The organism is Brucella gallinifaecis (assembly GCF_006476605.1).
GTDB classification, from domain to species: Bacteria; Pseudomonadota; Alphaproteobacteria; order Rhizobiales; family Rhizobiaceae; genus Brucella; species Brucella gallinifaecis.
On the sequence record NZ_ML636801.1, the window covers coordinates 160294 to 176569 of the forward strand.

Genomic DNA, 16276 nt, shown 5'->3' on the forward strand with positions numbered 1-16276 from the left:
GTTTATAAAGCCTGTTATCGGGGGCATCCTTCAGGTTGCATCCTCTGTGCGAATAAACCAGTGAGATTCGTTTTAATGACCTCAGGAAATTTTCCTCTTGTTCATGTCATGCAAGGGCTGTGCAAAAGAGTTGCCAGCATTGTTATTGCCATGACAGCGGTTCTTGCTGCCGGCCTTGTGGCCCGTGCAGAAATGAGCGGTATCATCCCGGTCGCAGTGATGGAAAGCAAGCTGGTTGATTACCAGCCGCAATTGACCTTGTCTGGCGCGATTGCAGCCCGCTCGCTGGTCAATGTATCCTTTCGCCTGAATGGTCAGGTTACTGAGCGCATGGCCGAAATTGGCCAGCATGTTGACAAGGGCGCAATTCTTGCGCGTATCGACAATGCCGAGCAGCAAGCCAATATGCGTGTTGCACAGGCATCGCTGGATGCTGCGAATGCGCAGCTTGTGCAGGCGGAGGCGAGTTTTAAACGTCAGCGGGTCTTGTTGGAGCAGGGGTTTACGACACGCAGCCAATTTGATCAGGCGCAACAGGTTTTGCGCACGGCTGAAAGCATGCTCGAAAATGCACAAAGCCAGCTTGGCAACGCGCGTGATGAGCTGTCCTATACGCAACTTCATGCGCCTGTATCGGGTGTCGTGACTGCCCGCAATATCGAAACGGGGCAGGTGGTGCAGGCAGCCCAGACGGCTTTCTCGATTGCGGAGGATGGTCCGCGTGATGCAATTTTTGATGTTCAGGAAACCCTTGTGAACCATGCCAGAATTGGAATGGATGTAACTTTGGCCCTGTTGTCGGATGACACGGTTCAGGCTGAAGGGAAAATTCGCGAAATATCACCCGTTGTCGATGCACGTACTGGCACAGTGCGGGTCAAGGTTGGCATTGCCGATACACCAGAGCAAATGGCGCTTGGTGCGATTGTAACAGGCACGGTGCATATGGGTCATCAGCAGGTTTTTGTGCTGCCATGGAGCGTATTGACTTCAGATACCGGGACTTCAGATGCGGGGCATATGGCTGTCTGGCGGGTCGCAAAAGATACAAAGATTGCCACTCTTGTTCCGGTTGCAGTTCTGGCTTTTGAAAAAGAGCGGGTCATCGTCACATCCGGCCTGAATGAAGGCGAACTGATTGTCACAAAGGGAGCACAAATGCTGCGTTCGGGTGCTCAGACACAGATTGTTCAGGGGTTTGGGGAAGAGGCTGCTGAATGAAACTGGCGATGATTTTCTGGCGCCGTCTGGCCATGGCTTCTCTGCTTATCACGCTTGCAGCCTGTGGCAAGGATGACGGGCAGACAGAGCAGGCCCAAGCCATTCGCCCTGTACTCTATATGGTTGTCACACCCAAACCTGCCATGCAGACCAGTTTTGCAGGGACGATTGAGCCGCGTTATTCGACCGATCTTGCCTTTCGGGTGCTTGGCCGCATTATAGAACGTCCGGTTAATGTGGGCGATCTTGTCAGCAAAGACCAGATGGTTGCGATGATCGATCCCGCAACGCTTGATCTTCTGGTGCAGTCGGCACGGGCAGATCTTGCCAGCGCACAAGCGCAATTTGCCAATGCATCTGCCAGTGAAGAGCGGTTGCGTATCCTGCTTGAAGGGAACAATATTTCGCAGGCCGATTATGATGCGGCCAAGCAGTCGCGTGACAGTGCGCAGGCAGGGCTTGAGAAGGCCAAAGCAGGTTTACGCAAAGCACAGGATCAGCGCCTCTATGCTGTTTTAAGCCCGGATTTTGACGGGGTGATTTCTGCAATCCATGCAGAAGTGGGGCAGGTCGTGGCAGCCGGACAAGCTGTGATGACGGTCGCAAGGCCCGATATTCGTGAGGCCGTTCTTGATATTCCTGACCGTATGACGGATTATTTTGTGGTTGATACACCGTTCAGGGTTCAGTTGCAGGCGGATCCCGGCGTGACAGGGCAGGGCAGAGTGCGTGAAGTTGCACCACAGGCTGATGCGCAAACCCGTACACGGCGCGTTCGTATTGCACTGGATAAGCCGCCGCAAGGTTTCCGGCTTGGCGCTACCATTCGTGCAGGGCTTGCAAGAGCGGAAGAAAACCATGTGCTGTTGCCAATACAGGCTTTGTTTGAAAAAGACGGCAAAACAGCAATCTGGCTCGTTGATCCCAAAACACAGACCGTAAAGCTTCAGGATATTAAGATTGTCGAACGGCGCGGTGATGGCTTTATCGCCAGCAATGTTGAAGCAGGCAGCTATATCGTCACCGCAGGCGTGAATGCGCTGAAAGACGGACAGAAAGTCCGCCTTGACAAGAAAGGAAGCGGCCTGTGAAAAAAGGTTTCAATCTTTCTGACTGGGCTTTGAACCATCGTTCGCTGGTGTGGTATTTCATGCTGGTATTTCTGGTGGCGGGTCTTGTTTCCTATCTTGATCTGGGGCGTGCTGAAGATCCGGAATTTACCGTCAAGACAATGGTGGTGCAGGCCAACTGGCCGGGCGCATCCATTGATGAGACGATGAATCAGGTCACAGACCGTATTGAAAAGAAACTCGAAGAGCTGGATACGCTCGATTACACCCGCAGTGTAACGACGCCCGGTAAATCGGTCGTGTTCGTGTTTTTGAAAGATACGGTGCGCAAGAAACAGGTGACAGATGCCTGGACGCAAGTGCGGCATATGCTCAATGATATCAAGCCTGATTTGCCGGAGGGTGTTTACGGTCCTTATTACAACGATAAATTCGGCGATGTGTTTGGCAATATCTATGCTTTTACATCCGATGGTTTATCGCTGCGCCAGCTTCGCGATTATGCGGAAGATGTACGCACAAAAATCCTGACCATTCCAAATGCCGGCAAGGTTGAGCTGATCGGTGCGCAGAATGAGGCCATCTATCTTGAATTTTCAACCCGGCAGGTGGCGGCTCTTGGCCTTGATCAGCAGGCGATTCTGAAAGCGCTTCAGGATCAGAACGCCATCACACCTTCAGGTGTCGTGCAAGCCGGGCCGGAGCGTATCAGCGTGCGGGTGAGCGGCCAGTTTAATTCCGAAGATGATCTGCGTGCGGTTAATTTGCGCGTCAATGACCGTTTTTTCCGCCTGTCGGATGTTGCCACCATCACCCGTGGCTATGTTGATCCGCCAGCCTCGATTTTTCGTGTCAATGGCGCGGATGCGATAGGGCTTAGTATTGGCATGAAACCAAATGGCAATTTGCTGGAATTTGGTGCGCAACTTGATGCAATGATGAATGCGGTGAAGGCGGAATTGCCGGTTGGCATAAGTGTTTCCAAAGTTGCTGATCAGCCTGAAGTGGTTCAGGATGCCGTATCTGGCTTTACCAAAGCACTTTTTGAAGCGGTTGCGATTGTTTTGGCCGTGAGCTTTATCAGTCTTGGACTGCGGGCCGGTTTTGTGGTGTCGCTATCGATCCCGCTGGTGCTGGCGATTACCTTCCTTGTGATGTCACTGATGGATATTTCGCTGCAACGGGTGTCACTGGGTGCATTGATCATCTCGCTCGGGCTTCTGGTCGATGACGCGATGATTGCAGTTGAAATGATGGTGGCGCGGCTTGAGCATGGTGATCCCATCCATAAGGCTGCGACTTATGTTTATTCGCACACGGCATTTCCAATGCTCACAGGTACGCTTGTGACGATTGCTGGTTTTATACCGATTGGTCTTAATTCCAGTCAGGCGGGTGAGTATACTTATACGCTGTTTGTTGTCATCGCCGTGTCGCTGATTGTGTCGTGGATTGTGGCCGTGTTGTTTGCGCCTTTGCTTGGCGTCACGGTGCTGCCGAAAACAATGAAACGCCATTCGGAAAAGCGCAGCCGCTTTTTTGAAACTTTCTCCAGAACGCTGCTTCTGGCGATGCGCTATAAATGGACCACAATCATTGCAACAATTGCACTGTTTGTCGTTTCCGTTTTCGGAATGGGCTTTGTTGAGCGTCAGTTTTTCCCGCAATCGGACCGTCCTGAACTGGTGATCGACTGGACCTTGCCGCAAAACAGCTCAATTGCTGATACCAAAGCGCAGATGGAGCGTTTTGAACAGACGGTTCTCAAGGACAATCCCGATATTGAGCATTGGAGCACGTATATCGGGCAGAGTGCCATCCGCTTTATCCTGTCCTTCGATGTGCAGCCAGCCAACCCCTATTTCGGGCAGATGGTTGTGGTTGCCAAAGATGTTAAAGCGCGTGATCGCCTGAAAGCAAAATTCGATGAGATTTTGCGTAAAGACTATGTCGGTACAGACACATTCGTGAAGTTTCTGGAGCTTGGCCCGCCGGTTGGCCGTCCTGTGCAATATCGCATCTCCGGTCCTGATATTCAGCAATTGCGCGGCATCGCGCAGGATTTTGCCGGTATCATGGGTGCCGATAAACGTCTTGGTGTTGTCAGCTATAACTGGAATGAGCCGGGCCGGGTTGTTCGTGTCGATGTGATGCAGGACAAAGCCCGCAAGCTCGGGATTTCATCAAAGGACATTGCGACGACATTAAATGGCGTTGTGGGCGGCATTCCGATCACGCAAGTGCGCGATTCCATTTATCTGATTGATGTCATCGTGCGGGCGCAAAAAGACGAACGCGATTCCATCGATACGTTGCAGAGCCTGCAAATCGCAACAGGCAGTGGTACGTCGGTTCCGCTCGCAGCCATTGCCAATTTCCGCTACGATCTTGAGCAGCCGGTGGTTTATCGTCGTTCACGCCTGCCGACCATTACGGTTGCCGCCGGTATCAATGACAAGACAATGCCTGATACAATTGTCAGTGAGTTGCAGCCTGCGGTGAATGGTTTCATCGAAAACCTGCCAGCGGGCTATTCGATTGTGACAGCCGGTACGGTTGAGGAAAGCGGCAAGAGCCAGGGACCGATTGCGGCCGTGGTGCCGTTGATGCTGTTTGTGATGGCAACAGTGCTGATGCTGCAATTACAGAGCTTCCAGCGGCTGTTTCTGGTGGTTGCCGTGGCGCCTCTTGGGTTGATCGGCGTTGTTGCAGCGTTGCTGCCAAGCGGTAAACCGCTTGGTTTTGTAGCAATCCTTGGTGTTTTGGCATTGATCGGAATTCTCATCCGCAATTCGGTCATTTTGATTGTTCAGGTCGAAGAGCATATAAGTGAGGGCATGCATCCGTGGGATGCAGTCGTGCAGGCAAGCCAGCATCGTATGCGGCCCATTGCATTGACCGCTGCGGCTGCAAGTCTGGCGCTTATTCCGATTGCACGCGAAGTGTTCTGGGGACCAATGGCCTATGCCATGATGGGCGGGATTATTGCCGGAACAGCGATTACGCTTCTGTTTCTGCCAGCACTTTATGTTGCATGGTTTCGCATCAAGGAACCCGAGGTGAAAAACCCATAGGCAAAATGCATCCTTATCTGAGCGGATTATGATCTTTATGCATTATCGACTTGATAGCGCAATCCGGTCAGTGCATTACGCATTCTGGCATGGTTGGCGCTGTACCGTATACTAGAAGTGACGGTGTGGTTGCGCTTGCGTAATAGAGGAAGTTCCTGATGCATAATTTTGTCCTGACCGTCACCTGCAAATCCACACGTGGTATTGTTGCTGCCATTTCGGGTTATCTTGCGGGCAGGGGGTGCAACATCATCGACAGTGCCCAGTTTGATGATCTGGACACTGGTCGTTTTTTTATGCGTGTCAGCTTCATTTCCGAAGATGGTGAGGCGCTTGAGGTGTTGCGTGAAGGATTTGGTCCGGTCGCGGCACCGTTTGAAATGGATTTTGATTTCCACGATAATGCCCATCGTACCAAGACGCTGTTGATGGTGTCGCGCTTTGGTCATTGTCTCAATGATCTGCTCTATCGCTGGAAAATCGGTGCTCTGCCAATTGATATTGTCGGCGTCGTCTCGAACCATTTTGATTATCAGAAAGTTGTCGTCAATCACGACATTCCCTTCCATCATATTGCCGTGACCAAGGCCAATAAGCCGGAAGCAGAGCAGCATTTAATGGATATTGTCGAGAATACGGGCACAGAACTGGTTGTGCTTGCACGTTACATGCAGGTTCTGTCTGATCAGCTTTGCCAGAAAATGTCAGGCAGGATCATCAATATTCATCACTCGTTCCTGCCGTCCTTCAAGGGTGCAAACCCTTACAAGCAGGCCTATGAACGTGGCGTGAAACTGATCGGTGCAACAGCCCATTACGTGACTGCGGCTCTCGATGAAGGTCCGATTATCGAGCAGGATGTGGCACGGGTGACGCATGCGCAAAGCGCAGCAGATTATGTGTCGATTGGCCGTGATGTTGAAGCGCAGGTACTGGCCCGCGCCGTTCACGCCCATATTCATCACCGTTCATTCCTGAACGGCAACCGCACCGTCGTCTTCCCGGCGTCACCCGGGTCGTTCGCCTCCGAACGCATGGGCTGATCGACCAGTCGATATTTACGCACTGACGGCCTGCAAATGACGCCTCTCTGCGCTTCCGGTGCTCATGTACCCAAAAGTACACTCCGCTCCGGTTCTCGAGAGATCACCATTTTCGCCGCGTCATTGCAAAAATCTCAACCAGTCGATGCATTGCGGCTTATAAAAGAAAACCCCGTTTTTGACGGGGTTTTCTTTTGATCTATCGTGAGATCGATCAGTCGATGTCGAAGGAAACGCCCTGTGCCAGTGGCAGAGCTTTTGAGAAGTTGATGGTGTTGGTTGCACGGCGCATATAGCCCTTCCATGCATCCGAACCCGATTCACGGCCACCGCCGGTTTCCTTTTCGCCGCCAAATGCGCCGCCGATTTCAGCACCCGAAGTGCCGATATTGACGTTTGCAATGCCGCAATCCGAACCTTCAACCGAAAGGAAGCGTTCTGCTTCCTGCAGATTGAGTGTGAAGATCGACGAGGACAGACCGGCGCCAACTTCGTTATGGCTCGCCAGAACATCGTCGAAGTCGGAATATTTCATGACATAGAGGATCGGTGCGAAGGTTTCTTCGAGGACCGGGCCTGTCTGTTTTGGCATTTCAACGATAGCCGGGCGCACATAATAAGCGTTTTCGTAGCCAGTATCGACACGTTCGCCGCCCTGTACCTTGCCGCCATGAGCGGCTGCTTCTTTGAGTGCCTTCTGCATGTTGTCGAAAGCAGCCTTGTCGATCAATGGACCGACCAGAGCTGTGGTTTCGAGGGGTGAGCCGACGGTAACACTGGCATAGGCTTTTTGCAGGCGCGGAACGAGTGCGTCATAAACGCTTTCATGTACGAAAAGACGACGCTGCGTGGTGCAGCGCTGGCCAGCAGTGCCCATTGCGCCAAAAGCAATCGCACGCAGTGCCATGTCGAGATCTGCCGATGGGCAGACGATGCTTGCATTATTGCCGCCAAGTTCGAGAATTGCGCGAGCAAAACGCTTTGCAAGGCGTGGGCCAACTTCACGGCCCATACGGGTCGAGCCAGTTGCCGACACAAGGGGAACCTTCGGGCTGTCGACAAGAACTTCTCCCACTTCACGATCGCCGAGCAGCAGCAGCGAAATGCCTTCCGGTGCTTCGCCGAAACGCTTGAGCGCACGCTGGAAGATCGCATCGCAGGCAAGAGCGGTAAGCAGGGTCTTTTCTGAAGGCTTCCAGACAACCGAGTTGCCGCAGACAATTGCCAGAGCCGTATTCCACGACCATACAGCAACGGGGAAGTTGAAAGCTGTGATAACACCGACAACGCCAAGCGGGTGCCAGGTTTCCATCATGCGATGGCCAGCGCGTTCGGTTGCGATGGTGAGACCGTAAAGCTGGCGCGAAAGACCAACCGCGAAATCACAGATGTCGATCATTTCCTGCACTTCGCCAAGGCCTTCCGAAGGAATCTTGCCTGCTTCGATTGAAACAAGACGGCCAAGATATTCCTTGGAAGCGCGGAGTTCTTCGCCAAGAAGACGGATCAGTTCGCCACGCTTTGGAGCCGGAACAGTGCGCCATGCGCGAAAAGCTTGATCAGCCTTGTCGATGATCTTGACGGCATCATCCTTGCTGTGGGTCTTGATCGAAGCGATCTGTTCACCGGAGACAGGGCTGAAGCCAGCCAGATCGCCCGACGTGTAAAGAGCTGCGTCAACGCCAAGCTTTGAAAGCAGCTCGGTTGCTTCCTTTTTCACGTCGAGTTTTTTAACAGCGGTGTTCATATTTATCCTCTTAGCCTGTCTTAATCACGAGAGCAGTTTAAATCAGTGCGATTTCGTAGTTACTGCTCTCGTTGTTTATATTTACGCATTGTCCGACGCAAAACCGCTTCGCACTTTTGCTGGAAATGCTTTTATTCCGCTGCTTCAAGACCGCTCAGGCGGGCTTTTACAGCTTCAATGGAGCAGCGTTCGATGCGGGCATAATGCTCGAATTCATTAAGAACCTTTGCGCCAAGGTCTTCCTCGAAACGCTTCTGGTTCGGGCTTTCCACAAAGTCCTGTGTGTCATCATCGCCCAGATTTGACTGGAAGATACCAGCAGCACTGACCGGCAGGAAGTCTTCATAGATGATCGGATCGAACTGGACCGCGCCGCCTTCGATCAGGGTCTCAATATCGGTACCGGGTTTGAAAGCTGCAAGACGTGCAGCATCTTTCAGCGAATAGGCGAAATAGCCAAGACCCTCTTCGCGAATTTTAGCCCATGTATCCGGGAAAGCGGCGAAGGTGTCGCTCAATGCTTTCATATATTCAGCCGCGTTTGAACCATCGGGGGCCGGACGGGCAATTGCTCGCGTGTCGTTGAGCAGCTTGTCGTAGAGTGCGCGGCCTTTTGGCGTGAGCGCTATACCGCGCTGTTCGATTTCACCAAAACGGGCCGTGTGCGAGCCGGGGGTCCAGCTGCCGTCACTATTGACGAATGAGACTTCTTCTTCCAGTGCCTTGAACGATGTCTGGCGCAGAAGGATCGGGCATTTGCGGGTTGGCGGACCTTCGACAACAGCCTTCGGGTTGATACCACGATCCGGCATCTGAACCTGCACGGCATCAATATCGAGCGTGCGTGGTGTCAGGTGGTTGATGTGCGGACCCTTGAAGGAGACAACATCGGCAATCAGCCGATGCGCATCGTGGAGGCGATGATACAGATCGGCACTGACATTGGCATGATCGTGCCAGCGGAACGTCTCTAACACTTCTGCGACGAAGGTCTTTGCGTCTGTTTCATCAAGGCCGCCATTGGCTTCTGCCTTCTCGACAAGTGCGATTGCGCCGGGCGTGAATATCCGGCGCTTTGCGAGTACTGCTTCCGATTCTTCGCGCAGCTTCTTATCCGAAATCAGATCAAGACGCAGGAGAGAGGTGAAAACACGGAACGGATTGTGCTTGAGTGCGCTATCCTCAATCGGACGGAATGCCGTTGAATGAACAGGCACACCGGCAGCGCTCAGATCGTAATAGCCGACCGGAAACATGCCCATGACCGAGAAAACACGGCGCATCATCGACAGCTCTGCGGCGGTGCCAAGCCGGATTGCTCCGTGACGTTCTTCGGAAATACGTTCAAGTGAATCGGTTTCCGTCAGGCGCTCATAAAGATGCTTGTCGTCTTTGAGAACTTTTGCGTTCACGTCCGAGACAAGTTCCATCAATGTGCCGTAAGCAGGCACTTCTTCCTTATACATGGCCGACATTGCTGCCGAAAAGGCAGAGCGAATGGCGTCTGGCGAAACGAATTTCTGCTTATTCATTGCGAAGGCTTCCGTAGAAGTTGGATGGTCTGCTTAGGGGCATGTCTGAAAATAAAAACATACCGTCATTATGATGATTATGTATCATATCAGCCGATTTGCCGTTATGATTGCGACGAACGCAACTATGTTAATGCGAGATTGGAATGAAGCTTAGCAGGAGACTGATCCCCGACATTGCCACTTTACAGGCATTTGAATGTGCGGCCCGGCATGGCAGTTTCACGCAAGCCGCCAATGAACTTAATCTTACACAGAGTGCTGTCAGCCGTCAGATCAAGGATCTCGAAAGCCAGCTTGGGGTCTTGTTATTTGAGCGTATTCGTCAGCGCATTCTTTTGTCTGATGCAGGGCGCAAGTTTCTGCCGGAAGTGCGGCGTCTGCTCCACCAGACCGAAGACACGATGCTGCGTGCCATGGCCTCGGCACAGTCGACATCCTCATTCAGTGTGGCGACGCTACCGACATTCGGCACGCGCTGGCTGATGCCGCGGATTCCTGATTTTGTTGAAAAACATCCTGGAATTGCCATCAATGTGGCTTCGCGTTCCGGCGTTTTTGACTTTGAAGAACAGCCATTCGATCTTGCTATTCATTATGGCCAGCCCGTCTGGGCCCATGCGACCTGCACGTTTTTGTGTTCGGAAGTGATTGTGCCTGTTGCAAATCCGGCTTTTCTTAAAGCACGCCATCCGGCAAGCCCGGAAGAGCTGGAAAATGAGCCATTATTGCATCTGGCGACGCGGCCTAAAATGTGGGCGCAATGGTTTGAAAGCTGCGGTGTTGAAGGCAAGTCCGCTTATCGGGGGCATCGTTTCGATCAGTTTTCGATGGTAATCGGGGCCGCTCTTGCAGGTCTTGGTTTTGCATTGCTGCCGCTTTATCTGATTGAACAGGAATTGCGCAATGGTGAGCTGGTCATGTTGTTTGAGCAGCCAATGCGGACCGAGAATGATTATTATCTGGTGGTGCCCGAAGGCAAGCTTGAGAACCCGCTGACGCAGGTTTTCTGCCAGTGGATTGCGGGCCAGGTTGGCAATGCTGTAACTCAGGGTTAGTTCATTCCCATTCGGCATGAATTGTTGCCGAAATATTGCTGTTCTTGAAGCTTCCGGTGCATGAAATAGCATGGGCGGTAAAAGCCGTCTGTTTTCCACTATTTAAAATGGTTGCTTTCAATGTTGAACGATCCGCGCTCGCATGGCCTTTGGGAAAAGACCGCTCCTGCTGCACCAAAAACCGATGCGCTTAAAGGCGATCTCACGGCTGATGTGGTGATTGTGGGTGGCGGATTTACAGGCCTTTCGACGGCTTTGCATCTGGCAGAAAAAGGCACCAGCGTTATCGTGCTGGAAGGTATTGAAATCGGCTATGGCGGCTCGGGCCGCAATGTGGGTCTGGTCAATGCCGGTATGTGGGTGATGCCGGATGATCTGCCGGGCGTGCTTGGTCAGAAATATGGTGATCGTTTGCTTGACGTACTCGGCAATGCGCCAAAGCTGGTTTTTGAATTGATCGAAAAGCACAAGATTGCCTGTGAAGTTGAAAAGCAGGGCACACTGCATTGTGCTGTTGGCAAAAAGGGTCTCAAGGAACTTGAAGACCGTTATGAACAATGGGCGCGGCGTGGCGCCAATGTGAAATTGCTTGATGCAAAAGAAACCGAAGCCAAGGTCGGCAGCAAGGCCTATGCCGGATCGCTGCTTGATTTGCGGGCCGGTACAATTCAGCCGCTTGCCTATGTGCGCGGCCTCGCTCACGCTGCCATTGCTGCCGGTGCCCGGATTTTCACGCAAAGCGTGGTGACAGGTGTCAGCGAGCAGAATGGAAAATGGGTGGTGAAGACCGCTTCCGGCATGGTTACGGCTGACTGGATTGTGGTTGCAACCAATGCCTATACCAATGCGCCATGGCCGGAAATACGTGCCGAGCTTGTGCATCTGCCTTATTTCAATATGGCCACCAGGCCTTTGTCAGACAATTTGCGAAAGAGCATTTTGCCAGAACGTCAGGGCGTGTGGGACACCAAGGAAGTTCTGTCGTCTTTCCGCTTTGACAACCAAGGTCGTCTGGTGTTCGGCAGTGTTGGTGCGCTGCGCAATACGGGTGCAGGCGTGCATAAGGCATGGGCGAAGAAATCGCTGAAGCGTCTCTTTCCGCAGATTGGTGATGTCGAGTTTGAATCGGAATGGTATGGCAAGATCGGCATGACCAATGACAGTCTGCCGAAATTCCATCGCCTTGCACACAATGTTGTTGGCTTTTCCGGCTATAATGGGCGTGGCATTGCACCGGGCACTGTCTTTGGCCAGTATCTTGCCATGCTTGTCTCTGGGGAAATTAGCGAGGCTGATCTGCCATTGCCGGTCAGCGATCCAAAAGAACAGAGTTTGCGTGGTTTGCGTGAGGCTTATTATGAAGCTGGTGCACAGGTCGCGCATGTAGCCGAGATAATACTTTGAGCTTGTCATATAATTGAAGCCTAAGCCCTTTATGGCATCCGCATCGCTTCCAGAATGGAAGAGATGCGGAAGGTCAAATGAGCAATGCCCTTCTGCGGATTAGAAATCTGCCGGAGGGCATTTTGCTTTCTGAAACCAGTTTCGATTTGAAACCAGTTTCGATTTTTTGGCGGATGCTTTAGAGATTTGTTTGACAGGTGAGTCATGAACAGGAATGATCGCGCTTCTCGATATGACAGTATCTGCGCCATTTCAGCTCGTATGCAGCGTAATCACGCCGGAGCGGTTGCGCATGCTGCCGAAAACCACACAGAGATTCGAGGAAAAAACGCCATGACCAAGATGTTGAAGCGGGCCACAGCAGTTCCTGCTCTTCTTGCTCTGTCTATTGTTGTTGCACAGGCTGATACACTCACCCTTTACACATCGCAGCCAGAAGCTGATGCGACCAAAACGGTTGAAGCTTTCCGCAAGGTAAACCCTGATACAGATGTGCAGATTTTCCGCTCAGGTACGAGCGAACTCCTCACCAAGCTTGCTGCCGAGTTTTCGGCTGGTGCGCCACAGCCCGATGTTCTGCTGATTGCCGATGCGGTGACAATGGAAGGCCTCAAGAAGGACAAGCGCCTGCTGCCTTATACGGATGCCAAGCTTGATGGTTTTTCTGCTGACAGCTATGATGCAGACAAGACCTATTTCGGCTCCAAGCTGATCACCACTGGTATTGCTTATAATACGAGCGCCGCCCAGAAGCCTGAACATTGGGCCGATCTTGCCAAGGCCGAGTATAAGGGGCAGGTCGTCATGCCAAGCCCGCTTTATTCGGGGGCTGCGGCCTATTTGCTGAGTGGTTTTGCACTGGATAAGGATCTCGGCTGGGATTATTTCAACAATCTCAAGGCCAATGAACTTTCAAGCGTTAAAGGCAATGGCGCTGTGCTGAAGTCGGTTGCGAGTGGCGAAAAGCCATATGGTATTCTGGTTGATTTCATGGCGTTGAACGCCAAGGCCAAGGGTTCGCCGATCGAATTCGTGTTTCCGTCGGAAGGTGTGCCGGCTGTGACCGAACCCGTTGCGATCATGGCGACCGCCAAGAATGTCGATGGCGCCAAGAAATTCGTTGATTTTATCCTGTCGGATGATGGCCAGAAACTGGCATTGGAACAGGGTTATCTGCCTGCCAAGGAAGGCGTTGGCCGTCCTGCATGGCTGCCGGAAGGCACCAATATCAAAATCATGTCGATTGATACCCAGAAGGTTCTCAATCAGACGGATGCCGACAAGAAGCAGTTCTCTGAGCTGTTTGGCGGATAATAAGCTAACATGCGCATGTTTCGAGATATTCAGGGCCGTGATGCGGCCCTGATTGTTGGTGTAACGCTGATTGTTGCAGTGCTGTCGCTGTTGCCAATGATGCGCCTGCTTGTGGAACTTGTTGCGCCACAGGGACAGCTTTCGACATCCGTTTTGACTGAAACATTGAGCCACCGCTCGACATGGATTGCCACATGGCATTCTGTGCAAATTGGCATTGGCGGCACATTGCTGGCGCTGGTGTTTGGCATTGTAGCGGCGTTGCTCGTTGGTCTCACTGACATGCGCGGACGCAATGTGTTCGTGCTTTTTTATGTGACGCCGCTGCTGATTGCGCCACAGGTAACTGCACTTGCCTGGCTTCAGCTTTTCGGACCTTCCAGCCAGTTTCTCAAGATTATCGGCATGGCGCCGCCGCTTGGCAGCCGTAACCCGCTTTATTCTGTCTGGGGCATTATTTTTCTGCTCGGCGTGCAATATGGACCGCTGGTCTTTCTGATCGTACGCGCTGGTCTGCGCAAGCTCCCGCGCGAGCTGGTGGAAGCGGGCCTGAGTGCGGGTGCCAGCAAATGGACGGTTCTGCGCACCATTATCCTGCCGCTGATGACGCCATCAATCATAGGTGCAGCGGCCTTGGCTTTTGTGTCCTGCGTCGGCAATTTCGGCATCCCGGCATTTCTTGGTATTCCGTCGAATTATCTGGTTCTGCCAACGCTGATTTATCAGCGTCTTGCAGGTGGTGGGCCAGCCGTGCTCTCCAGCGTCGCCGTGCTTTCTGTGCTGATCGGTCTGATCGCCATGGCAGGGATCGCCGCACAGGATTATGCCTCGCGCCGCCGTGATTTCCGCATTGTTTCAACCTCGCTGCCAGCCGCACCTTTTGCGCTTGGTATATGGCGCATCTGGGCGGAGCTGGCTGCATGGCTGTTGATCGTGATCGTGCTGTTTCTGCCGCTGATTGGTTTGACCCTTTCGGCACTGGTTCCAGCCTATGGCGTGCCGCTGACATTTGCGACCGCAACGCTTGAAAATTTCCGCTTTGTGATGCTTGAACATGGTGGTTCGGCACGGGCCTTTGGCAATAGTCTGATGCTGTCCTTTGCGGCTGCCATATTTGCTGTGCTGATTGCAGTTCCGCTGGCCTATATGCTGGCATGGCGCAAACGGCGCTGGACCCCGATCCTTAATTTTGCAGCCGAGATGCCCTATGCGCTTCCGGGTGTCGTACTGGCCATTGCCTGTCTGTTGATGTTCCTGAAGCCGCTACCGGTTGTTGGTGTCAGCCTTTACAACACGCTCTGGATCATCCTGTTTGCCTATCTTGCACGCTTCTTCGTGCTGGCGCTGCGGCCAACGGTGGCTGGCCTGCATCAGATTGACCGTGCGCTGGAAGAAGCCGCACGAATTGCAGGTGCCGGGCTTTTCTGTCGGCTCAGGACCATTATATTTCCTCTTGTTGCACCAGCGACGCTTGCAGGCAGCGTGCTCATTTTCATGACCGCCTTCTGTGAGCTGACGGTTTCGGCGCTTTTATGGGCGTCGGGATCGGAAACGCTGGGCGTGGTGATGTTTTCTTTTGAACAGGCGGGGGATTCCGCCTATGCGGCTGCCATATCCATTCTGGCCGTTGCGGTGACATTCATGCTGATGCTTGCAACAAATCTGTTTGCGCGGCGTCTTCCAAACGGAGTGCTGCCATGGCGCGACTGAAAATCACTTCTGTTTCCAAGAGCTTCAATGAGTTTCAGGCCCTGTCTGAAGTGTCTCTCGATGTGAAGGATGGTGAGTTTGTTGCCATTCTCGGACCATCAGGCTGTGGCAAGACCACGCTTTTGCGGATGATTGCCGGTTTTGAAGAAGTCGACGGCGGCGAAATCCATATTGGTGACAGTCGCGTTTCCCATGTTGACGGCAATGTGCCGCCGGAGAAGCGGCAGGTCGGTATCGTCTTCCAGAATTATGCGCTCTGGCCACATATGAGCGTCGCCGAAAATGTCGGCTATAGTCTGCGGGTGGCAAAGGTCGCCAAAGCCGAGCGTGAACGTCGTGTGAAAGAAGCGCTGGCGCTGGTCGATCTTGACGGGTTTGGTGATCGCCGTCCGGCCAATCTTTCGGGCGGTCAACGGCAGCGTGTGGCTCTGGCGCGGTGTCTCGTTGCAGCTCCTTCGCTGGTCTTGTTTGACGAACCGCTTGCCAATCTCGATGTGCATTTGCGTGCTTCGATGGAAGACGAGTTTGCGGCTTTCCACAAGCGCACCGGCACGACAATTATCTACATCACCCATGATCAGGCTGAGGCCATGGCGCTTGCCGACCGGATTGCAGTGCTTGATCATGGCAAGCTTCAGCAGTTTGATACGCCGCGCAAGCTCTATGAGGAACCGGCCAGTGAAATGGTTGCGTCCTTTATTGCGCACGGCATGGTGCTGCCTGCGGAGGTCGTATCTTTTGCGCAAGCGGGGCATTGCGAGGCTTTGGTCTTGGGAAGCCGTGCGCAAGTGCGCTGCTCCGGCATTGAAATGCCGCGTGCCAATGCGCAGCTCTGTGTTCGGGCAGAGGATTTGCAACTGGTGGAAACAGGGGGCATCCCTGTGCGGGTCAAGCGCTCTGTCTATCGCGGGGGCGGTTCGCGCATTGAGGCTTCACCTGTTTTCAAGTCGGATATTCACCTGCATTTTGAAGTGCGTGATCCGGTGCGGCTGGAAGAAGGCGATGAAGTGCGTGTCGCGATTCAAAATGGCTGGATCATCCCCACCGATGAAATGCCGGTGAGAAAAATCTCCACCGGCTTTCCAATTGGCAACAAGATTTAG

General features: G+C 52.9%; 11 protein-coding genes. 9 read left to right on the forward strand and 2 right to left on the reverse strand.

The window, feature by feature from the left end; translation table 11 throughout:
• Positions 1–108 precede the first annotated feature (108 nt).
• From FHY56_RS02925 to purU, 4 genes are all read left to right on the forward strand, one after another.
• The gene (locus FHY56_RS02925; RefSeq protein ID WP_140903988.1) at positions 109–1221 is read left to right on the forward strand and encodes an efflux RND transporter periplasmic adaptor subunit; all 1113 of its coding nucleotides are present in this window, start codon (positions 109–111) and stop codon (positions 1219–1221) included.
• Positions 1218–2312 carry an efflux RND transporter periplasmic adaptor subunit gene (locus tag FHY56_RS02930; RefSeq protein ID WP_140903688.1) on the forward strand — a complete coding sequence of 365 codons (1095 nt, stop codon included), beginning with the start codon at positions 1218–1220 and terminating at the stop codon, positions 2310–2312. Before FHY56_RS02925 ends, FHY56_RS02930 begins: the two co-directional genes overlap by 4 nt.
• Positions 2309–5365, forward strand: a complete 3057-nt coding sequence (locus FHY56_RS02935; protein ID WP_140903689.1) for an efflux RND transporter permease subunit — start codon at positions 2309–2311, stop codon at positions 5363–5365. Before FHY56_RS02930 ends, FHY56_RS02935 begins: the two co-directional genes overlap by 4 nt.
• Before the next feature lie 158 nt (positions 5366–5523).
• Positions 5524–6408, forward strand: coding sequence for a formyltetrahydrofolate deformylase (gene purU / locus FHY56_RS02940; protein WP_140903690.1), 885 nt, complete (start codon positions 5524–5526; stop codon positions 6406–6408).
• 214 nt (positions 6409–6622) lie between these two features.
• On the opposite strand, the gene amaB is transcribed toward purU, so the two are convergent.
• Together amaB and hglS are read right to left on the reverse strand one after the other, a co-directional pair.
• On the reverse strand, positions 6623–8155 hold the full coding sequence (gene amaB, locus FHY56_RS02945) for an L-piperidine-6-carboxylate dehydrogenase (protein WP_140903691.1): 1533 nt from the start codon (positions 8153–8155) through the stop codon (positions 6623–6625).
• 131 nt (positions 8156–8286) lie between these two features.
• Positions 8287–9687 carry a 2-oxoadipate dioxygenase/decarboxylase HglS gene (gene hglS / locus FHY56_RS02950; protein WP_140903692.1) on the reverse strand — a complete coding sequence of 467 codons (1401 nt, stop codon included), beginning with the start codon at positions 9685–9687 and terminating at the stop codon, positions 8287–8289.
• Positions 9688–9833: 146 nt separating this feature from the next.
• Between hglS and FHY56_RS02955 the strand changes: the two genes are divergently transcribed.
• The 5 genes from FHY56_RS02955 (at position 9834) to FHY56_RS02975 (ending at position 16276) form a co-directional block, all read left to right on the forward strand.
• Positions 9834–10745 (forward strand): LysR family transcriptional regulator, encoded by a 912-nt coding sequence (locus FHY56_RS02955; RefSeq protein ID WP_140903693.1) that lies wholly within the window; start codon positions 9834–9836, stop codon positions 10743–10745.
• 120 nt (positions 10746–10865) lie between these two features.
• Positions 10866–12149 carry an NAD(P)/FAD-dependent oxidoreductase gene (locus tag FHY56_RS02960; RefSeq protein ID WP_140903694.1) on the forward strand — a complete coding sequence of 428 codons (1284 nt, stop codon included), beginning with the start codon at positions 10866–10868 and terminating at the stop codon, positions 12147–12149.
• A 333-nt stretch (positions 12150–12482) separates the two neighbouring features.
• Complete coding sequence (locus tag FHY56_RS02965; protein WP_140903695.1) at positions 12483–13463, forward strand: ABC transporter substrate-binding protein; 981 nt, start codon at positions 12483–12485, stop codon at positions 13461–13463.
• Positions 13464–13472: 9 nt separating this feature from the next.
• Complete coding sequence (locus FHY56_RS02970; RefSeq protein WP_140903696.1) at positions 13473–15173, forward strand: ABC transporter permease; 1701 nt, start codon at positions 13473–13475, stop codon at positions 15171–15173.
• Entirely contained in the window at positions 15161–16276 is a 1116-nt protein-coding gene (locus FHY56_RS02975) for an ABC transporter ATP-binding protein (protein ID WP_140903697.1), read from the forward strand. Before FHY56_RS02970 ends, FHY56_RS02975 begins: the two co-directional genes overlap by 13 nt.